Consider the following 19210-nt stretch of genomic DNA (forward strand, 5'->3'; position numbering starts at 1 on the left):
AAAACTTGACCAACTTTCCCCTCCAATGCCATATTGATAGTTAGCAAACTAACAGTGTGCATTGCCCCTCGTGCCGAAAACCCTCGACGCTCTCCAGATGAACATCAGCAGCTCCATGGTGGTCGCCGCCAGGCATTGGCGGAAGATCTGCCAGACCACGCTGGTCAACTATGGAATTTCCGAAGCCTGCGCCGTCCCGCTCTTGATGATCGGGCGCCTGGGCGAGGGTGTGCGGCAGGTGACGGTGGCGCAAGCGGCTGGAATGGAGAGTCCGTCGCTGGTGCGTCTGCTCGATCAGTTGTGTCATGCCGGCTACGTCTGTCGCACCGAAGACGTCCATGACCGCCGAGCCAAATGCCTGAGCCTCACCGAAACCGGTCGGGAACTGGTGCAGGCGGTCGAGATCGAGCTGGTGCGGTTGCGCAATGAAGTGCTCGAAGGGATCGACCGCAGTGATCTGGAAGCGACGCTGCGGGTGCTGAGAGCCTTTGAAGCGGCCAACCCGCCGTCGGTGGCCAACCCTTGAGCGGATTTTTCACCGGCGTTCCTCCGGCGCGGGACTGGTTCTACGGGGTGCGCACGTTCGCGGCGTCGATGATTGCGCTGTACATCGCCATGCTCATGCACATGCCGCGTCCGTATTGGGCGATGGCCACGGTGTACATCGTTTCCAGCCCTTTTGTCGGCCCCACCAGCTCCAAAGCGTTGTACCGCGCAGTCGGCACCTTTCTTGGTGCGGCGGCCGCGGTTTTTTTCGTGCCGATGTTTGTCCAGAGCCCGTATGTGCTGGTGGTCGTGATCGCGCTGTGGACCGGGACATTGCTGTTCCTGTCTTTGCATCTGCGCACGGCCAACAGTTACGCGCTGATGCTCGCCGGTTACACCTTGCCGCTGATCGCCCTGCCGGTGGTGGATAACCCGTTGGCGGTGTGGGACGTGGCGGAAGCGCGAACTGAAGAGATCTTCCTCGGCATCGCGGTGGCGGCCGTGGTCGGTGCCATGTTCTGGCCTCGGCGGCTGGCGCCGGTGTTCAACGATTCGGTGAACAAATGGTTCGCCGATGCTTCGACTTACAGTCTGCGTTTCCTCAGCCGCAACGTGCAACCTGAGGAGGTCAGCGCCCTGCGCTCGGCGATGGTGGCGACGTTCAACAGCCTGGAATTGATGATCGGCCAGTTGCCCCACGAAGGCGCCCGGCCGCAAACGGTGCGCAACACCAAGGAACTGCGCGGACGGATGATTCACCTGCTGCCGGTGATCGATGCCCTCGACGACGCGCTCTACGCCCTTGAACGCAGAACGCCCGAGCTTGTGGATAAGTTCGCTCCGCTACTGACTGGGACCACCGAATGGCTGAATCACAAGGATGCCGACCTCGGCCGCTGGCAGGCACTGAAAGATCAACTCGACACCCTGCAACCGTCCGCCGAAGCACTGAATGACCGCAAGCAGCTGCTGTTTTCCAACGCCCTGTATCGCCTCGGTGAATGGATCGATTTATGGCAGGACTGCCGCAGCCTGCAAGACGCCATTCAGTGCGAAAGCCAGGAAGGCTGGCGCGCGGTGTATCGGCATTGGCGCCTGGGTCGCCTGTCGCCGTTTCTCGACCGGGGGCTGATGCTTTATTCGGCAGCGTCCACGGTGACCGCGATTATTGTCGCGTCGGTGCTGTGGATTTTGCTTGGCTGGACCGATGGCGGTTCCGCGGTGATTCTGGCGGCGGTGGCGTGCAGTTTCTTCGCCTCGATGGACGACCCGGCGCCGCAGATTTTCCGGTTCTTTTTCTGGACCGCGATGTCGGTGTTGTTCGCCAGTCTTTATCTATTCCTGGTCCTGCCCAACCTGCATGACTTCCCGATGCTGGTGCTGGCGTTTGCTGTGCCGTTCATTTGTATCGGCACCCTGACGGTCAAGCCGCAGTTTTACCTGGGCATGCTGCTGACGCTGGTCAACACCTCGTCGTTCATCAGCATTCAAGGCGCTTACGACGCGGATTTTCTCAGCTTCGCCAACTCCAACCTCGCCGGCCCCGTCGGCTTGCTGTTTGCCTTTGTCTGGACCCTGATCGCCCGACCATTCGGTGCGGAGTTGGCGGCCAAACGCCTGACCCGTTTCAGCTGGCGCGACATTGTCAGCCTGACCGAGCCGGCCACGCTGGCCGAACACCGGCACCTGGGCGTGCAGATGCTCGATCGCCTGATGCAGCATCTGCCGCGCCTGGCCATGACCGGGCAAGACACCGGCATCGCGCTGCGGGAAGTGCGCGTAGCGCTGAACCTGCTCGACTTGCTGGCGTACACGCCGCGCGTGCTCGGCGCCCCGCAAGTGCTGCTGCATCAAGTGGTGGCCGAGGTTGGCGAGTATTTCAAAGCCTGCCTCAAGGCCGGTGAGCGATTGCCCGCACCGAGTCCGTTGCTGATGACCCTCGACCGCACCCGCCGCGCCCTTAACACGGAGTGCGATGAAGGCGCGCGTCTGCACCTGCTGCATGCCTTGAGCGGTCTGCGCCTGTCGCTGCTGCCAGGGGTGGAATTCGTCGCCTCGGGCGAGCTCGAAGAACCGCTGCCCCATGGCATCGATGGAGCGCCTTTATGATCGGTGATCTGGATATCAGCGGGGTGTTTCTGCCCACGCTGCTGGTGCTGATGGGCATTACGTATCTGTTGTTCCTGTTGGTGCACGGGTTGCTGACGCGCCTGCACTTTTACCGTCTGGTCTGGCACCGGGCATTGTTCAACGTGGCTCTCTACGCCTTGCTGCTCGGCGCCGTGGACTCACTCAGTCGATACCTGATGACATGAAAAAGCCTTTTTTGACCCTCGGCCGCGTGGTCCTGACCTTGCTGATCGTGACCTTCGCCGTCGTCGTGGTCTGGCGCATGGTGATGTATTACATGTTCGCGCCCTGGACCCGGGACGGGCACATCCGTGCCGACATAGTGCAGATCGCGCCGGACGTCTCCGGGCTGATCCAGCAAGTGCAGGTGCGTGACAATCAGTTGGTCAAACGTGGCCAGGTGCTGTTCAGCATCGACCAGGACCGATTCAAACTGGCCTTGCGTCAGGCGAAAGCGGCGGTCGCCGACCGTCAGGAAACCCTGGCCCAGGCGCAACGCGAGGCCAAGCGTAACCGTGGCTTGGGCAATCTGGTGCCGGGCGAGCAGCTGGAAGAAAGCCAGTCGCGGGTCGCTCGCGCCGAAGTGGCGTTGATGGAAGCCCAAGTGGCGGTGGACAGCGCCCAGCTCAACCTCGACCGCTCGACCATCCGCAGCCCGGTGGACGGCTACGTCAACGACCGTGCGCCGCGTGCGCAGGAATTCGTCACCGCCGGGAGACCGGTGTTGTCGGTGGTGGACAGCAATTCGTTCCACATCGACGGCTATTTCGAAGAAACCAAACTCGATGGCATTCATGTCGGCCAGGCGGTCGACATTCGGGTGATCGGCGACCGCGCGCGTTTGCGCGGTCATGTGGAAAGCATCGTTGCCGGCATCGAAGACCGTGACCGCAGCAGCGGCAGCAACCTGCTGCCCAACGTCAACCCGGCGTTCAGCTGGGTGCGCCTGGCCCAGCGGATTCCGGTGCGGATCGCCTTCGACGACGTACCGGCGGACTTCCGCATGATCGCCGGGCGGACTGCGACGGTATCGATCATGGACGACCAGCCGCAGGAGCCTGCGAAATGAGCTGGGCCTCGGCTTTGGCCGTCGTCGGATTAGGCGTGTTGCTGTCGGCCTGTCAGGTGGTCGGGCCGGATTATCATCTGCCGGACGAGGCGGCCATCCACCGTGAAGACTTGCAGGGCGACTTGGCGGTGAACGGTAAAAACGTCGTTTCGGCCCCGGTGCCCGCCGATTGGTGGCGCTTGTATCAGGATCCGCGCCTGGACCAATTGGTGCAGCAGGCCATGGTCACCAATACCGATTTACGCGTGGCGGCGGCGAGCCTGTCCCGGGCCCGCGCTCAGGTTGACGAAGCGCAGGCGGCGGGCGGCTGGAGCGGCGGTGTGAAGATGGGCGCCCAGCGTTTGCAGGAATCCGGCGAAGCCTTCTTGCTGGCGGATAAAGTGCCCGTGGCCAACGTTGGCGACATCGGCATTACGACCTCGTATCAGTTCGACCTGTTTGGCACCTTGCAGCGCGGCATCGAAGCGGCCAAGGCCAATGCCGACGCCACCCAGGCTGCCGCCGACACCGCACGCATCACCTTGGTGGCCGATGTGGTTCGGGCCTACACCCAAGTGTGTGCGGCCAATGAAGAGCAGGAAATCGCCCAGCATTCCCTCGACCTGCAAGCCCAAGGCACGACCCTGATCCAGCGTCTGCGCGATGCCGGGCGCGGCGATGAAACCCAGGTCACGCGCTCGCAAACCCAATTCAAATCCTTGCGCGCCGATATGCCGCGTTATGAGGCCGCACGTCAGGCCGGGTTGTTCCGTTTGTCGATGCTGTTGGCCAAACCGGTCGATCAGTTGCCGGCCGGGACCGCCGCCTGCAATGAACTGCCGAAAATCACTCAATTATTACCCGTCGGTGACGGCGCCACCTTGCTCAAGCGCCGACCCGATGTGCGCCAGGCCGAACGCCGACTGGCCGCCGCGACCGCCGGCATCGGCATCGCCACGGGCGAGTTGTACCCGGACATCAGCATCGGCGCGACCGTCGGCACCGTCGGTATCCTGGAAAACCTCGGCAAACCGGCGACCAACCGTTGGGGCTTTGGTCCGTTGCTGACCTGGACCGTGCCGTCCAACGGTTCCCGGGCGCGAATCCGCGAGGCAGAAGCGACGACCCAAGGCACGCTGGCGCATTTCGACGGCGTGGTGCTCAACGCCATCCGCGAAACCCAGACCAGCCTGGCGCAGTATTCGGCGCTGCTGCAACGCCGCGATGCGTTGGCCGATGCCGAACAATCGGCGCAACTGGCCGCCGACCAGACCCACCGCTTCTTCCAGGCCGGTCGAGCATCGTTCCTGGCGGACCTGCAAGCCACCCGCACCTACACCGATGTACGGGCGCAATTGGCCACCGCGAACACGCAAGTTGCCATGAGCCAGATCGATCTGTTCCTGGCGTTGGGCGGTGGTTGGGAAAGCGGACGAACGCAAGCGTCACAGCCCGGCAAACCCTGAGGCCGTTGCTATGCTTTGACTTGATGAGGTCGCACGTCGAACTCATCAATCAAGGCTCGCGTTGGTCATGGGGATCTAATAATGAAAAACCCTTATGCTCCCGGCTTCTGGTGCGCTATTGCGGCATTGGTTTTGCTGTCGGCCACCTATTTCTACGGCATCATGCTGGCCCACCAGATCGACAAGGCTTTGGTGTTCCTCGACAGCGCAGCCGCGCTGATTGCCGTGATGGCAATCGTCGTGGTGGCCTGGGCTTCAGTCCAGGGCCAGCGCATCAAGAAAAGACAACTCGAACAAGGCAAGACCCTGGTGCTGATCTGGGACACCAAGGTGGCGTTGCGTCGGGTCGAAACGGTGTTCGACCGCTATTTCTGGGGCAGTTACTGGCAGCCGGGGCGCACGTTCCAGGAAGTCATGGGCGAACTCACCGGTACACCGCTGGAAAAAAGTCTCGAGACCCTTAAAAAGCAATGCCTGGCCCTGGATAAACAGGTTTCAGAAGACGGCCGGCACTGGCTCAGCAACGCCAGAGAACTCTCCGATGTCGCTGCCGCCATGGCTCGCGAACGTTATCAGCTGGATTTTTGCGATCCGCGTGCGGACGTGACGGGCGGGGCGGTCATCAATCGCGATTTTGAAGTGCTGGTGTATACGTGGACGGCGCGGCTCAAAAGCTTTGATCATCAGCTGGATGAGATGGAAGTCCAATACTCCTGAAGTGATGTCGACTTTACTGACGCCATCGCGAGCAAGCTCGCTCCCACAGGATTCGGCGCAATCCCTGTGGGAGCGAGCTTGCTCGCGATGGCGATTTCATGTCCGCAGAAACTCTCGACCCTTGCGCGCGGTCCATAGACACTCTTTAACCTTTAAACATTGGGCCGCCCGGTGCGCCTGATGCTAATCTCCCTCGCACTTTCAGCGCAGTCGTGACCGCAACCCGTCATGGGTTCAGGGAAGACGACCACATTTTCAACAACGGACATTGATCGGGTAATTCATGAATAAATCAGCAGGCGTGCTTCTTGGAATCGTCGTTGCCATCGGTGCAATCAGCGCTGGTGGAGCCTGGTACACCGGCACCAAAATCGAAGGCGTGCTAAACACCTCGATCGCCGACGCTAACAAAGAGCTGAAAGCCGCGCTGGTCGGTTCCAATGGCACGGCATCGCTGGAACTGGTCTCTTTGGAGCGCCATGTGTTCAGCAGCACCGCGCACTACCGCCTCAAGGGCGAAGGCGAAATGTTTGGCGAAGCGCCGGTCGAGTTACTGTTCGTCGACCGCCTCGAACACGGCCCGCTGCCGTTCTCGCGCCTGATGTCGCTGAAATGGCTGCCAGTCATGGCCACCAGTCACTACGAACTGGAAAGAACCCCGACGACGGAAAAATGGTTCGCCGCTGCCAAGGACCAATCGCCGCTCAAAGGCCTGGTCAATATCGGTTACGACAATTCCACCAACGGCACCCTTGAATTGCTGCCGCTGGACGTCGCGCTGGATGACAAGTCCAACCTGAAATTCTCCGGTCTGAACCTCGACGTCGCCGCCAGCGCCCAGGCGCAGAAGGTCAAGGCCAACGGCTACATGGACAGCATGACGTTGACCTCGGTGGCTGAAGACCAGACGCCGGTGAAGGTTGAACTGAACGGCCTGACCCTGGCCAGCAACCTGACCAAAAGCCCCTACGGCTATTACATCGGCGACAACACCCTGGAGCTGACCGACAGCAAAACCACCTTCGGCGCCAAGCAATCGATTCTGGGTTTCAAGAAATTTGAAATGAAGAACCTGACCGAGGAAACGGGCACCAGTGGTTCGGGGCGTGCGGATTACAAGGTTGGCGAAGTGTCGTTGAATGGCAAGGCTGTCGGCTCGGCGCAGATGGCCATGAGCCTGAAAAACCTCGACATGCCGGCGACCATGGCCCTGATGCAGATCTACCAGACCAAACTGCAGCCTTACGAGAAAGCCGCCGCTGAAGCCGCTGCCGCCGGTGAGCCGGCCCCGGAACTGGTCTTGACCCCGGAAGAAGAGGCACAGGTCAAAACCGGCCTGGAAAAACTGCTCGCCGCTGGCCCGCAGGTGGCCCTGGAGAATCTGTCGTTCAAATCCACCAACGGTGAAAGCCGCGCCAACCTGGTGCTCGACCTGACCAAACCGAAGTCCATGGACCTGCCGCCAGACCAACTGACCCAACAGCTGATTGCACTGCTGGATTTCAATCTGAAAGTGTCCAAGCCAATGCTGGTTGACCTGCTCACCGTGCAATCGGAAATTGAGGGTCAGACCGATGCCAAGCTCGTTGCCGATCAAGCGACGGCGACTGCGGACATGTTCAGCAGCATGGCGGTCGGTACGCAATTGGCCAAACTGGAAGGCAACGACATCGTCACCCAATTGCACTACGCCAACAATCAGGTGGAATTCAACGGCCAGAAAATGACCGTTGAGCAATTTGTCGGCTTCGTGATGAGCAAGCTCGGCGGCGTTGCACCGATTCAGTAAAACCGCTCGCGTCAATGGAACGCCCGGCCTCTGCCATTCGCAGAGGCCGGGCGTTTTGCTGTCTGGCGTTTAAAACCTAATCCACGTCCCGAATCAACAGCCATGCCTCATCCACTGGCAGCGGTTGTTTCATTCGTTCAGCGAGCATCGCCATCGCCCGCTCTTTGTCGCAAGCAACCGCCGCCGCGACCACGCCGTTCTTGCTGAACAAACCGATAAAGGGCGGATGGTCAGGGTTGCCCTTGAACTCGACTTCGTCCCAGCTTTCGGCGTGGCCGAGGTAGTCGTAATTTTTGCCGAAGTGCCACGTCCAGAAATACGGCACGTCGAGGTAATGTTCGTCGCCGCCCAGCATGTTCGCCGCAGCGATTCGCGCTTGTTGTTGTGCCAGGCGCCAGTGTTCGATGCGCTGGGGCTGGCCGTTGAGCGGGAAGGTCGCGATATCACCCGCCGCCCAGAGCCCTTCGGCCACGCGCATGCCGCCGTCTGCCAGCAGTGAACGGTCCTTTTCCTTGGGCAGGTCGGCAAACGGTTCCGTCGCCGGGCTGACACCGATGCCGACCAGCACCAGGTCCGCCGGCAAACGTTGACCGTTTTCCAGTTTCACCGCCTCAACCTTGTCAGTGCCTTCAATCTGCGCGGCTTCGCTATCGGTATGAAACACCACACCATTGGCTTCATGCAGGGCGCGAATCGCCTTGCCGACCGCTTCGCCGAACTGCTTGGCAAATGGCACCGCGTGGCGTGCCAGCACGGTGACCTCCAGACCGTATTGGCGCAGGGCCGACGCAGACTCCAGAGCAATGAAGCTGTCGCCGATGATCACCGCTCGTTGGCCGGGTTTTGCAGCGTTCAGAATCCGCGTCGCCTGATCCTTGGAGCGCAGCAAAAAGACTTGTGGCAAGTCGGCGCCGGGGAGCTTGAGGGGGTTGGGTGTGCCGCCGGTCGCGAGTAGCGCGGCCTCGTAGGTCAGTGACTGACCATCGGCCAGGTGCAGCGTTTTGTTGGCGGCATCCAGGTTCGCCACTTCGCCGGTTATTCGTTCGATCCGCTGCTCGCGGTAAAAGCTTTCCTCTCGTAGCGGCGGGACTTCTTCCGGCGGCATATCCCCGGCAATCACGAATTTGCTCAGCACCGTCCGGTCGTAACCGGCATCGGCTTCACGGTCGATCAACAGGACGCGGCCACCAAAGCCTTTCTCGCGCAATGCCGCTGCTCCGGCGGTGCCGGCGGCACCAGCGCCGATGATCACAAATGTACGCTCGTCATCGGCCGGAGGGGTGTGGGGATCCGACAGTGGCTGATCGTCGACCCAGACCTGGTCATCACGCATTTCCAGGGGATAGCGTTTGAGGCTGTCCAGAGACGGCGGATCACACAGCCCGCCGTCTTCGATCCGATACGCGGCCTTGTGCCACGGGCAGATCAGGCGCCCATGACACAGCGCACCCTCGGCCAGCGGCGCCCCGGCGTGGGGGCATTCACCCTGATAGGCGCGCAATTGATCGCCGACCCGTAGCAAAACAATCTTGGTGTCCGCGATCCGTACTTCCAGGCCTCGGTTTTCGGGCACATCGGTAAAACGGGCGACGCGGTGCAGGGCCATGATCACTCTCCAGGCGGGCGTTTCACTTAAGAGTTTGGCGCGTAACCCGAGGTTCAGCCAATTCCCACTGCCACCGCACCAACGGTACGGCTATAGTTCGCAGGCCGACGAAGGCCCCATCCGCACAAGGTGCTTTGGAATGACCCGATTGACCTCTCTGAACCCTTGGCTGGCGGCCGTTGCAGTCGCCTTTTGCGTGCAATTTCCGGCGCAGGCCCAGGAGCGCTTTACCCTGAATATCCCGGGTGTTACGGATGACCGACTGTTCACCTCGGCCGCCGCCAGCGATGCCCCGGGTTGCGGCGGACACAATGCGTCACCGGCGCTGAACTGGAACGCTGGCCCGGCGGGCACTTTGAGCTACGCCATCGTCATGCACGATCCCGACGGCCAGAAAGGCCAGGGCGTCGATCACTGGGTGCATTACGGCATCAAAGCCACGACGCACCAGATTGCGGCGGGTGTCGGCGCAAAATCCGCCCTTGAAGGCGTCGGCGGCACCAACAGCAAAGGCACCACCGGTTACGTCGGTCCTTGCCCGCCCGTTGGCGATAGTGCGCATCACTACATTATTCAACTGTACGCCCTGGACCTCGCTCCAGACGCTTTGCCCGCCGGCCTGACGCGTGCGCAGCTGCTGGAGAAAATCAAAGGTCATGTGCTGAAAAACAGCAGCGTGGTGCGGCGTTATCACCGCTGAGATTTATTTCTTGGCCGGGTTAACCCGAACCTGAACGGGGGCTCGTCTCAGAGGATGAATGGATCAATTTCCTCCTGAGGTCAGCCCCCATGTCCCTCCCTCTGCATTTCCTCCGCCCGGCCGCCCAGGGTTTCACCGTCGGGTTGCTGCTGGCCGTTGCCGGTTGCGGCGTTTCCTCTAAACCTGAGTCCGCAGCGGTGCCACCACCGGCTCAAGGTGCAATGAAGACCGAGGCGCTGGTGCGCAGCGAGTCTGTTGCGGCGGATGCCTCGATGGCCAAACGCAGCGCACGTCCGGCCCCCATGGCGGGCTTTGCGCCTGAGATGGCTGCGCCGGGTTATCGGGATGAGCAGCGCGAGCAACATCAGGCCCTGGCGGATAACCCGATTCACAGCGTGGCCGAGGCGCCGGTTTCGACCTTCAGCGCCGACGTCGATACCGGCGCTTACGCCAATGTCCGGCGCTTGCTGAATCAGGGACGCCTGCCCCCCGAAGGCGCGGTGCGCCTGGAAGAAATGGTCAATTACTTCCCCTACGACTACGCGCTGCCCACAGACGGCTCGCCGTTCGGCGTGACCACTGAACTGGCGCCATCGCCGTGGAATCCGCATACCCGTCTGCTGCGCATCGGCATCAAAGCCTCGGACCGTGCAGTCGCGGAACTGGCCCCGGCCAACCTGGTGTTTCTGGTGGACGTGTCCGGCTCGATGGACCGTCGCGAAGGTTTACCGCTGGTCAAAAGCACCCTCAAATTGCTGGTCGATCAACTGCGCGAACAGGACCGGGTGTCTTTGGTGGTCTACGCCGGCGATTCGCGTGTGGTTCTTGAGCCGACGTCCGGACGGGAAAAAGCGAAGATTCGGACCGCGATTGATCAATTGACCGCCGGTGGCTCGACGGCAGGCGCCTCGGGCATCGAACTGGCCTATCAGATGGCGCAACAGGCCTTCATCCCCAAAGGCATCAACCGCATCCTGCTGGCCACGGACGGTGACTTCAACGTCGGCATCAGCGACTTCGACAGCCTCAAGCAAATGGCTGTGGATAAACGCAAGACCGGCGTTTCCCTGACCACCTTGGGTTTTGGTGTGGATAACTACAATGAACACCTGATGGAACAACTGGCCGACGCCGGCGATGGCAACTACGCCTACATCGACAACCTGCGCGAGGCGCGCAAGGTGCTGGTGGATCAACTCGGTTCGACCCTGGCGGTGGTGGCGAAAAACGTGAAGCTGCAAGTGGAGTTCAACCCGGCGCAGGTCAGCGAATATCGGCTGCTGGGGTATGAGAATCGGGCGCTGAAGCGTGAGGACTTCAGCAATGACAAAGTCGACGCCGGAGAAATCGGTGCAGGACATACGGTGACGGCGTTGTACGAAATCGTGCCCAAGGGCGAGAAGGGCTGGTTGGAGCCGCTGCGGTACGGCAAGGCTGAGTCGGTGGCTTCCGGTACAGTCGGGGAATTGGCGATGCTGCGTGTGCGTTATCAGCTGCCGGAAGGTGGGAAAAGTCGTTTGATCGAGCGCCCGATCGCAGGTGGTTCTGAAGGCAAGGCCAGTGACGACCTGCGATTTGCAGCGGCCGTGGCGGCGTTTTCCCAGCAGCTCAAGGACGGGCGTTACACCGGTGATTTCAGCCTGAAGGACACCGAAGCCTTGGCGCGCGGTGCACGGGGTGACGACCCATTCGGTCTGCGCGCAGAGTTCGTGCAACTGGTGGAATTGGCACAGAGCCTGCGATCCACCACTGCCTCCAACACTGAGTCGCCTAAAGGAGCTTATAACTGACATGTCCGCGCCTGAACCGAGCGACGAATCGCTATTGGCCCGGTATCGCGCAGGCGACGGGCCAGCGTTCGAGATCTTGTACGCCCGTCATCGCCAGGGCCTTTACCGATTCCTCTTCGGATTGAGCGGCAAGCCCGAACTGGCCGAAGAGGTTTACCAGGACACCTGGCTGAGCCTGATCCGCAGCACCAGTCAGCCACAAGGCCGGGCGAATTTTCGTACCTGGCTCTATCAGATTGCCCGCAACCGATTGATCGATCACTGGCGCAAACATGGCATTCACAACCCTTTGCACGACAGCTACGACGAACAAACCCACGCCGTGATTGATGAAGCGACCGATCCCGAGCAACTGCTGAGCCTGAGCCGCGACAGCCAACGCCTCGAAACCGCGTTGCAAGACCTGCCCGCCGACCAGCGCGAAGTGTTCCTGCTGCGCGCCCACGGCGATCTCGACCTGCCGCAGATCGCAGCCCTCACCGAAACCCCCCTGGAAACCGTCAAGAGTCGCTTGCGCTACGCCCAGCAAAAACTGCGTCGGCTGCTGGCCGAGGAGGTACTGACATGACTGACGCCCGCAAAACACCGGAAGACCAAGTGCTTCAGCATTACCGTGAACATGCGGCTGGCGAGCCACCGGCTCATCTGGATGCATTCATCCTGGCTGCTGCACACCGTGAAACACCTGCACACAAACCGAACCTGTGGCAACGCTGGGTCCAGGCTTGCCAGAAACCCCGCTGGCAGGTCGCATTCGCCAGCCTCGTCGGCGTCGCTCTCATGATGGCGCTGGTGCAACGTACGCCCGAGCAAGTGCCAACGTTTGATTCCACTCCAGCGCCCAAAACCTCGTCTTTTGCCGCCAAGAAAGAAGCTGCAGAAGCACCTGCATCGGTTGCCCGCTCAATGGCTGCCCCGGCTGGCGCGATGTCCGCGCCAGCACCTGTGGCGCCAATGGCTGAATTTTCCGCGCCGGCACAGAGCGAATCGATCAGCGCTGACATGGCAGAAGAGGCAAAGGTGAGTAAACGTCCAGCGGCGGCCCCGGCGAAGTTTATCGACGACCAGTTACGTGAAGTGATCCGCCTGCAAAATGCCGGTCAAACCAAAGCAGCTGATGAGCTGATGGCGACCTTGCACAAACGCTTTCCCAAGGAAAATCTCATCGTGAAACTCAAGGAATTGCAGAAAAACTGAGCAGCAGGGCGGTCGGCCATTTGGCAACGAGCCCCGAAAGCGCGCACTATCGGCCTATAGCCGATGCGTTGGAGGATGCCGTGGCAAAAAAAATCGACCGCATCGCCCAAATGCTCAACTGCCCGGAAAAGGGCGAGGAATTGCGGCGTGCTGTGACTGAGAGTCGTAAGGAGTTTCTGCTGGCGAAGCAGGCAGAGGAAGCGCTGGAGGAAGACTTCCTTGATGAGGAAGAGGTTGAGGATGAAGAGAATGATGAATACGACGAATTTGATTGGACGACTGAATGAAACAACCGCTTAGGCGGTTGTTGACCGGTGCAGTAGTTCGGTTAAACCGAACAACTGAATCTGTACTCAGTACGCCTTGGTCAGAGCGAACCAGCACCCACAAAAAAGCCCCAGACCCTGCGGTCTGAGGCTTTCTCGTTTCTACTATATGGTGCCCAGGCGTCGTTTGAACTGGAGGCTGTGAAGCCCGGTTTATAAGGGTGCGGCTGGTAGCATTTTGGGTAGGCATACACGTGGGCATACAGGGTGCATCGCGCTGCTTCCTTTGACGTTCTTTGAAAGGCTCGATCATTAGTCATCGTGACGAACGGTTGTAGGCACGTCCTGGTGATTCTCCAGCACGGCATATCCACCTCTCTTCGTAACAAGAGAAATGGGCTGTGAGGATTCGCCGCCATCTATGGAGATGCGAACCTCCAGACTTTGATCCTCGAAAGAACGAAGCTCTTGTATCAATTGTGCGACGGTTTTGCCGCGACCGATCCATTCTGGGGTCATACGTATTCCAAACAAAGGTAAGCACTGGAGGCTTTGTTGAGCGAAGGCGTTACCGGGGTAAGCAGGATCAAGTGCGAAAAATCCCATGATCCTCGGCCCATTTGCCGTACGCGCTAGCACCCATATTCTCAAAGTCTGGGAAAACGCCGAACTCGACAGATTGAAAAAAGCCAAGGCAATGACTCCAATCGGAGTCGCTCGGATCGTCCACGATCCAGCACTCGTAACCCAACGACTTCCAGTCAAGCTTAGGGTCTGAGTTGGATACCCGCAGGAGTTCCTCGGCAATACGCTCTGTCCACGCAATTGCTTCACCTGCAGTGGAGGCCGCGACGTAAATACCTGTGGATGACTCGCAGTCTTCAATGATGCCTTTTTGAAACAACGTCCAGCGTTCGGGCTCGTGGTAGGTGAATCCTATGAGGAATTTATTCATGCTGAATCCTTTTGGTTCTGCCGCTGCCAGCAGCGTTACCGTGCTTTCGCGGACCTCAGTAGTCGGGTAAAGCTGGAAATTGCGAGATGTATGTCATCTTGGGTATCTCCGTCCCACTCCTCAACCGTTTCCAGCTCTCCTCGTAACCTGGCAATACGCTGTTCGATCTCTTCGATTTCAGGGGCACCACATTGCTTAGCGATTGCCTGCCAACCGTCATCAGAGATTTTTTCCTGAACAGATAAGCCGGACCGGGCATCTGCGATTAGCTTATGGAGGTTACTCATCTGAAATCTCGGGTGGGTTACAGAAAAAGGCGCTGGGGACCCTGACGATATCCTGAGGATACGGGGTCGGAAACCCGCGACATCGTGGTAGCGGCAGCCGTAACAGCTTACTGAAATTTCAACGTTGAAATTGAAAGGATCTTGAAGTGAAAAGGGCATCGTTACCGGAACGGTAACGGTCCCCGATTGTGTTGATAATAGTGAACGGTTGACCCAGTCAACTCGGTCAACCAGTCAACTAACTTTGAAACCCAGCCACTAACGAGATCCGGCGGGTTCTCTGCCCCGTGTCTTTCAGGAATGCCCAGGGTCCCCAGCGACACCTCAAGCCATAGTGCAAATGCACTGGTGAACAGCAGTTCACCCGGTTCACCTGTTCACTAAGCTGGGCATTTTTCCGCTAACACGATCACGCGGGTTTCCGACCCCGTGTGTGTCTCAAAGCCGCAGGGGCCCCGGCACCTGCTGGGGTCTCATCGCTGGTGGAACACGTTGCTAATGGGGAGCGGGGACAGATACCTCCATAATGTCGTGTTACAGGTGTTACAGGTGTTGCGATATAACGTAAGTAATTGATTTTAATGATTAAAAGTGACGTAACACGAGCTTGGGGCTTGCCTTGTGTCTGGTGTAACACCGCACAACGGTGTAACGAGAGTTTTAGGTCCACTGTTGGACCCAACAGGCCGGTGGAGGGTCTAAACTTAGACTTTTCTTACAGACCCGTTCCAACAGGTGCGGTAATCTCCCAGACCTATAAAACGCTTTTGGCCTCCACACGGAGGCTTTTTTTGTGCACGACAAGGATGACGAATGACTCCCTCCGCTCGATTGGGTGACAAGCATGTCTGCCCAATACCCGGTCACGCCACTACCCCGATTGCTTCCGCCAGTGGCGACGTAAACATTAACTTCATGGGATCTGCTCGTGTTGGCGATACCTGTGGCTGTGGAGCCGTAATCACAACAGGGTTCCCATCCATTCAAGTGAACGGGCGTCCTATGGCCCATTTAGGCAGCCCAACCAGCCACGGCGGAACGATCATTACCGGGTCAGGCGATGTTGGTGGCGGTTTTGTCATGGGCGATGCTGGTGGCGCAACCATCATCAACTTCATGGCACTCGGTGCGTTCCGTCCAGATGGCACTGTGGATGACGAGAAAATGGCCACACTGCTCGCTGACCCAAAGTTGAAAGAGAAGGCAGTTGCCGCAAACGCTCTGGTAGCCCCCGAAGCCGCTCCGAAAAAGCCAGAGGCAAAGCCTGAATCAAAAGACCCCGTCACGTGCAAAGACCCTGACATGATGGAACAGGTGGCCAGCTATATCGCCGGTGAAATGAACCGCAACATCACACACCCATCCGTACTGAAAATGAAGAAGCTAATCAGCTTTGACGCAGCAGCGGAAAATGCAAAGTTCCAAAAGCTCCCTTGGTATGCACGCCTTTCACCACCTAATTTCCAAGCAATGGAGCTTGGTAACACTACTGCTGCGATGGCCCTTTGGACTGAGCGGGTTGGTCAAAATCGGCCATGGGATCACAAGGTGACGATTGGGCAACAGTTCGGCGGGACTTGGCAGAAGCAAGGTCAGCTGGACTACTTCTATGACATCTGGTCGAACATCCACTATGGCTACATAGGGCGCGCTGGTGGCCTTTCTGAAAGCGTTCTTCTGGACGGCGCTGGGCTTGAGCAGATCGCATCAGACTCTATTCGAAAAGTTCAGAAGTGGGACGAGCGAAAAGGGCCTCACCGCTCAGCAGACATCGAAGGAATTCGGGCTTGGGACGATATAGGCGACCGAGTCTCTATCAGCATTGGAGTCGAACTGTACAAGCAGCACCCAAACGGTGGGATTACGGTAAAGATGCTCATGGATGAAGTTTTAGCACTACCACGTTCAAGCTGGGGAGATGGCACACGTGACCACGTCTGCAAATAAACCGAAATGGCATTACTGGCGCTGGGTGGTGGCGCTACCACTCGCCCCCATCGTCTTTTGGTATGTCGCCACACCTCAAGTGAGCTTCCATTTCTCTGACAAGGGACAGGGGCGTCTCGGTTACATTTTGAATGTTCAGCACGACATCTCAAAGGGCGAGATCTATCCCGGCGAAGCAACTGGTGGGGCTGGGCACATCTTCCCGAACAACCAATTTTTTATGGAGTTCAATTGGAACAACGGTGGAATATCGCACTGCATCCGGGTTAAACCGAAGTGGCCAAACACCGACGTCTACATCGGGGCAGATGGTGCGATCGATAGCCGCACGGATGGCAATCTTATTGGAGCATGTGGGGCATTGCCAAAATAAACGTCGAGAGCCTAGTACATTTTGTTTGATCGCTTAGCGTCAGGGGAACTAGTTCTCGGCCCAAAGCGAGAATTTAATCATATCCAACTCGCTCCATGAGTAATATATGCACCACTAGCTATTTTATCTTGTTAGATCATCATAAGCTTTTTGAATTAGTTGGAATAACTGTTTATCTCCCTCTTTATCAGGGTGAAGCTTCTGGCACAGTGAGCGATACCTTTTCTTTAACTCGCTCGGTTGAGGAGGTTGAGAAAATCCGAAAATTTCATAATTTTCTACCGAGCCTCTTGAAGAATTTGAGTGAAATGAATTGCGCCTTAGAGTGTCATTTTCTCTCTGTATTTCATCGTAAGCAGTGTGCAGTCGACGAATCTCACTTCTTAGTTTAGAAATTTCACGATTTTCATTTTCCGTGAATATCTCCACCGCTCTCAATGGATTTATGGCTTGAATTTCGGAGAAGTAAACAAAACCTTGAGCATATAAGGCATCAAGCTCGTAGCTTATATTTCCGAATAGAGCGCTGGGAATGGCCAAAACCACTTCGCCCTTGCCTACAATCGTATAATAATACAAATATCCGAACACGCTCAAGCTCCTGGAATTACACATAACCTGAAAAGGTTTTTTGAAGTGTTAAAGTATTCTGACAATTAATTTAATACATGTGCGCTCATAACTTAATGACTTAGTTTGCGGCGAGTCAGCGGGCCTTCTATCTGACTGTGGTTGATTCGAAGCAGAATCGCCTTCTATTGGACTGCGTCATCATGCACGTCCCAAGAACCTCCGGCTCTCACCAGCATCCGTCTGAAAAATGGGTGGCGTCAGCGTTCTGGTAGCAGGCGTGTTCAAAACCGTCAAAAATGGCCACTCGACATCGCCCGCGAAGCCCTCCCGCGGAAATCTGGTGGCAGCGCGCCTAGACAAGACGATACAGGCCAGCCGCAACCGGACTGTGCAGATAATTCACCGCGAGCGCAATACCGAGGCCTCAGCTACCGTTTGACCTGCGCTCTTGACCTTTTACCGCCATCCTAAGAAGGTCAGATGAGTTGATTTTTCGGCACCATCCACTCATTATCTGAGCTCCCAGATGTTTGGCATTCTTTTCCAAGCAAGGACAGCAAATATGCAAACTGTAAGGCAAATAGGACGAGGCGGATTCGGCAACGTTGATCTAGTTACCGATACAAATGGAGCGCAGTTTGCTAGGAAAACGTTTAGCATCAATCAAGGGGGGGATTTTCCTCCTGAGCTGGCTGAAAATGTCAAACGTCGCTTCATCAGAGAAGCACAGGTGCAAGCAGCTCTGAGTCACAAGAACATAATGCCCGTTATTAATTCAAATTTAGGAAGCAATCCTCCCTCTTTTATTATGCCATTGGCAGAAGCATCTCTTGATAAGGATATTCAGATTGACCGTCAGTTGGGAGGACGGGCCATTGAAGCAGTAATGGATATTCTTGCAGGGCTAGAAGAGCTTCATTCGCTTGACATAAAGCACCGAGACTTAAAACCACAGAATGTTTTACGTCTCCGCTCGCCCGATGGAGACAGGTACGTTATAAGTGATTTCGGTCTGATTTCAGTGAAGGACACGCAGTTGTCCGTGCTAACTCAAACTGGTATGCGAATGGGGTCGGACTACTACACCGCTCCTGAAGTCACTTCCGATTTAAAGCTAGCATCCTTCAGGTCGGATATTTACTCCGTAGGATGTATACTTCACGATTTATTTGGGACCGAAGATCGTATTCCGTGTTTCGAAATCTCCGAGTCTGGGCCTTATTCTGAGATCATGCGTTGTTGTACAAGACGTGATCCATCGCGCCGCTTTAGATCTGTTTCAGATCTACGAGAGGCAATTTTGTCTCTAGGTCAGATTCATATAACTGCATCCGAACCCCAAGTAGCTGACTTTATCGCGGTGCTTATGGGGACGGATGAAATAGCATCGACTACTTGGAAGAGGATCGTTGAGAAGGTTGAAGATGGTTATCCATCTACAGACGTGAAATCGTTGTTGCAAGTTATTCCTTTGCATAGAATAAGCGAGCTGATTGTGATGGATCCGGCTCTAGCGGGGCGCCTAGGAACTATTTATGGTGCTTGGGTGAAAGAATCGAGCTTTAACTTTGAAACATGCGATGGTATTGCCAACCGCCTACAAGAATTTATGCAGTGCCCAGATTTTTCTTGCCAAGCTGAAATTATGCTCGCGCTTCTAATCATGGGTACTAGTCATAATCGTTGGTACGTTGAACGTAAGTTTGCGGCTTTATGTGACTCATCCATGGATGCTGACCTTGCACGCCGAGTTGCACTCGAAATCAGAGTTCTTGGCGCAAAGGCCTGTCAGGCAGTAAGCCATTTAGAAAAAAGCATTGGAATATCCCGTAATACGTTTCACCCGACAATTTTATCAACTTTGAATCAGGTCTGTTAAG

At 57.3% G+C, this 19210-nt stretch carries 19 protein-coding genes; 15 read left to right on the top strand and 4 right to left on the bottom strand.

Annotated elements, in window-relative coordinates; all coding sequences use genetic code 11:
• Window positions 1-97: 97 nt before the first annotated feature.
• The 7 genes from K0F88_RS00065 (at window position 98) to K0F88_RS00095 (ending at window position 7636) form a co-directional block, all read left to right on the top strand.
• Complete coding sequence (locus K0F88_RS00065; RefSeq protein ID WP_154913457.1) at window positions 98-526, top strand: MarR family winged helix-turn-helix transcriptional regulator; 429 nt, start codon at window positions 98-100, stop codon at window positions 524-526.
• On the top strand, window positions 523-2595 hold the full coding sequence (locus K0F88_RS00070; RefSeq protein WP_219093119.1) for an FUSC family protein: 2073 nt from the start codon (window positions 523-525) through the stop codon (window positions 2593-2595). The genes K0F88_RS00065 and K0F88_RS00070 overlap by 4 nt, the downstream gene beginning before the upstream one ends.
• Entirely contained in the window at window positions 2592-2801 is a 210-nt protein-coding gene (locus tag K0F88_RS00075) for a DUF1656 domain-containing protein (protein WP_010464893.1), read from the top strand. Before K0F88_RS00070 ends, K0F88_RS00075 begins: the two co-directional genes overlap by 4 nt.
• Window positions 2798-3685, top strand: a complete 888-nt coding sequence (locus K0F88_RS00080) for an HlyD family secretion protein (RefSeq protein WP_219093121.1) — start codon at window positions 2798-2800, stop codon at window positions 3683-3685. The genes K0F88_RS00075 and K0F88_RS00080 overlap by 4 nt, the downstream gene beginning before the upstream one ends.
• Window positions 3682-5130, top strand: a complete 1449-nt coding sequence (locus K0F88_RS00085; protein ID WP_219093123.1) for an efflux transporter outer membrane subunit — start codon at window positions 3682-3684, stop codon at window positions 5128-5130. Before K0F88_RS00080 ends, K0F88_RS00085 begins: the two co-directional genes overlap by 4 nt.
• 81 nt (window positions 5131-5211) lie before the next feature.
• The gene (locus tag K0F88_RS00090; protein ID WP_094469714.1) at window positions 5212-5847 is read left to right on the top strand and encodes an NADH:ubiquinone oxidoreductase subunit N; all 636 of its coding nucleotides are present in this window, start codon (window positions 5212-5214) and stop codon (window positions 5845-5847) included.
• Window positions 5848-6130: 283 nt separating this feature from the next.
• Window positions 6131-7636: a YdgA family protein gene (locus K0F88_RS00095; RefSeq protein WP_219093124.1), complete on the top strand. Its 1506-nt coding sequence runs from the start codon at window positions 6131-6133 to the stop codon at window positions 7634-7636.
• A gap of 76 nt (window positions 7637-7712) precedes the next feature.
• On the opposite strand, the gene K0F88_RS00100 is transcribed toward K0F88_RS00095, so the two are convergent.
• Window positions 7713-9242 carry an apoptosis inducing factor family protein gene (locus K0F88_RS00100; RefSeq protein ID WP_094469712.1) on the bottom strand — a complete coding sequence of 510 codons (1530 nt, stop codon included), beginning with the start codon at window positions 9240-9242 and terminating at the stop codon, window positions 7713-7715.
• Between the two features lie 139 nt (window positions 9243-9381).
• Here K0F88_RS00100 and K0F88_RS00105 point away from each other — a divergent pair, with 139 nt between their 5' ends.
• The 5 genes from K0F88_RS00105 to K0F88_RS00125 all read left to right on the top strand — a co-directional run bounded on the left by K0F88_RS00105 (window position 9382) and on the right by K0F88_RS00125 (window position 13216).
• Entirely contained in the window at window positions 9382-9942 is a 561-nt protein-coding gene (locus tag K0F88_RS00105) for a YbhB/YbcL family Raf kinase inhibitor-like protein (RefSeq protein WP_094469711.1), read from the top strand.
• Window positions 9943-10031: 89 nt separating this feature from the next.
• On the top strand, window positions 10032-11732 hold the full coding sequence (locus tag K0F88_RS00110; RefSeq protein ID WP_219093125.1) for a VWA domain-containing protein: 1701 nt from the start codon (window positions 10032-10034) through the stop codon (window positions 11730-11732).
• 1 nt (window position 11733) lies between these two features.
• The gene (locus K0F88_RS00115) at window positions 11734-12300 is read left to right on the top strand and encodes an RNA polymerase sigma factor (RefSeq protein ID WP_094469710.1); all 567 of its coding nucleotides are present in this window, start codon (window positions 11734-11736) and stop codon (window positions 12298-12300) included.
• On the top strand, window positions 12297-12929 hold the full coding sequence (locus tag K0F88_RS00120; protein WP_094469709.1) for a hypothetical protein: 633 nt from the start codon (window positions 12297-12299) through the stop codon (window positions 12927-12929). Before K0F88_RS00115 ends, K0F88_RS00120 begins: the two co-directional genes overlap by 4 nt.
• A gap of 20 nt (window positions 12930-12949) precedes the next feature.
• The gene (locus K0F88_RS00125) at window positions 12950-13216 is read left to right on the top strand and encodes a hypothetical protein (protein ID WP_255142087.1); all 267 of its coding nucleotides are present in this window, start codon (window positions 12950-12952) and stop codon (window positions 13214-13216) included.
• Between the two features lie 291 nt (window positions 13217-13507).
• On the opposite strand, the gene K0F88_RS00130 is transcribed toward K0F88_RS00125, so the two are convergent.
• Both K0F88_RS00130 and K0F88_RS00135 read right to left on the bottom strand, forming a co-directional pair.
• A complete protein-coding gene (locus tag K0F88_RS00130) occupies window positions 13508-13714 on the bottom strand; it encodes a hypothetical protein (RefSeq protein ID WP_257605150.1) in 207 nt (68 codons plus the stop codon).
• Between the two features lie 67 nt (window positions 13715-13781).
• Complete coding sequence (locus K0F88_RS00135; protein WP_169372186.1) at window positions 13782-14150, bottom strand: hypothetical protein; 369 nt, start codon at window positions 14148-14150, stop codon at window positions 13782-13784.
• Between the two features lie 1100 nt (window positions 14151-15250).
• On the opposite strand from K0F88_RS00135, the gene K0F88_RS00140 reads away from it, so the two are divergent.
• Both K0F88_RS00140 and K0F88_RS00145 read left to right on the top strand, forming a co-directional pair.
• Window positions 15251-16384, top strand: coding sequence for a polymorphic toxin type 44 domain-containing protein (locus tag K0F88_RS00140; RefSeq protein WP_219093126.1), 1134 nt, complete (start codon window positions 15251-15253; stop codon window positions 16382-16384).
• The gene (locus K0F88_RS00145; protein ID WP_257605151.1) at window positions 16365-16757 is read left to right on the top strand and encodes a hypothetical protein; all 393 of its coding nucleotides are present in this window, start codon (window positions 16365-16367) and stop codon (window positions 16755-16757) included. The genes K0F88_RS00140 and K0F88_RS00145 overlap by 20 nt, the downstream gene beginning before the upstream one ends.
• 123 nt (window positions 16758-16880) lie before the next feature.
• Here K0F88_RS00145 and K0F88_RS00150 read toward each other — a convergent pair whose 3' ends face one another.
• Window positions 16881-17348 carry a J domain-containing protein gene (locus tag K0F88_RS00150; RefSeq protein WP_219093127.1) on the bottom strand — a complete coding sequence of 156 codons (468 nt, stop codon included), beginning with the start codon at window positions 17346-17348 and terminating at the stop codon, window positions 16881-16883.
• Between the two features lie 508 nt (window positions 17349-17856).
• On the opposite strand from K0F88_RS00150, the gene K0F88_RS00155 reads away from it, so the two are divergent.
• Window positions 17857-19209 (top strand): serine/threonine-protein kinase, encoded by a 1353-nt coding sequence (locus K0F88_RS00155; RefSeq protein WP_219093128.1) that lies wholly within the window; start codon window positions 17857-17859, stop codon window positions 19207-19209.
• Window position 19210 lies beyond the last annotated feature (1 nt).

It is taken from the genome of Pseudomonas sp. UMAB-40, from assembly GCF_900095275.1.
Classification (GTDB): domain Bacteria; phylum Pseudomonadota; class Gammaproteobacteria; order Pseudomonadales; family Pseudomonadaceae; genus Aquipseudomonas; species Aquipseudomonas mandelii_B.

What these genes read in the sequence shown, in the direction of transcription:
- K0F88_RS00110 (WP_219093125.1), top strand. Translation starts at nt 10,032, where the DNA reads ATGTCCCTCCCTCTGCATTTCCTCCGCCCGGCCGCCCAGGGTTTCACC.
- K0F88_RS00140 (WP_219093126.1), top strand. Translation starts at nt 15,251, where the DNA reads ATGACTCCCTCCGCTCGATTGGGTGACAAGCATGTCTGCCCAATACCC.
- K0F88_RS00065 (WP_154913457.1), top strand. Translation starts at nt 98, where the DNA reads ATGAACATCAGCAGCTCCATGGTGGTCGCCGCCAGGCATTGGCGGAAG.
- K0F88_RS00095 (WP_219093124.1), top strand. Translation starts at nt 6,131, where the DNA reads ATGAATAAATCAGCAGGCGTGCTTCTTGGAATCGTCGTTGCCATCGGT.
- K0F88_RS00115 (WP_094469710.1), top strand. Translation starts at nt 11,734, where the DNA reads ATGTCCGCGCCTGAACCGAGCGACGAATCGCTATTGGCCCGGTATCGC.
- K0F88_RS00155 (WP_219093128.1), top strand. Translation starts at nt 17,857, where the DNA reads ATGTTTGGCATTCTTTTCCAAGCAAGGACAGCAAATATGCAAACTGTA.
- K0F88_RS00135 (WP_169372186.1), bottom strand. Translation starts at nt 14,150, where the DNA reads ATGAATAAATTCCTCATAGGATTCACCTACCACGAGCCCGAACGCTGG.
- K0F88_RS00075 (WP_010464893.1), top strand. Translation starts at nt 2,592, where the DNA reads ATGATCGGTGATCTGGATATCAGCGGGGTGTTTCTGCCCACGCTGCTG.
- K0F88_RS00120 (WP_094469709.1), top strand. Translation starts at nt 12,297, where the DNA reads ATGACTGACGCCCGCAAAACACCGGAAGACCAAGTGCTTCAGCATTAC.
- K0F88_RS00100 (WP_094469712.1), bottom strand. Translation starts at nt 9,242, where the DNA reads ATGGCCCTGCACCGCGTCGCCCGTTTTACCGATGTGCCCGAAAACCGA.
- K0F88_RS00080 (WP_219093121.1), top strand. Translation starts at nt 2,798, where the DNA reads ATGAAAAAGCCTTTTTTGACCCTCGGCCGCGTGGTCCTGACCTTGCTG.
- K0F88_RS00090 (WP_094469714.1), top strand. Translation starts at nt 5,212, where the DNA reads ATGAAAAACCCTTATGCTCCCGGCTTCTGGTGCGCTATTGCGGCATTG.
- K0F88_RS00105 (WP_094469711.1), top strand. Translation starts at nt 9,382, where the DNA reads ATGACCCGATTGACCTCTCTGAACCCTTGGCTGGCGGCCGTTGCAGTC.
- K0F88_RS00130 (WP_257605150.1), bottom strand. Translation starts at nt 13,714, where the DNA reads ATGACCCCAGAATGGATCGGTCGCGGCAAAACCGTCGCACAATTGATA.
- K0F88_RS00085 (WP_219093123.1), top strand. Translation starts at nt 3,682, where the DNA reads ATGAGCTGGGCCTCGGCTTTGGCCGTCGTCGGATTAGGCGTGTTGCTG.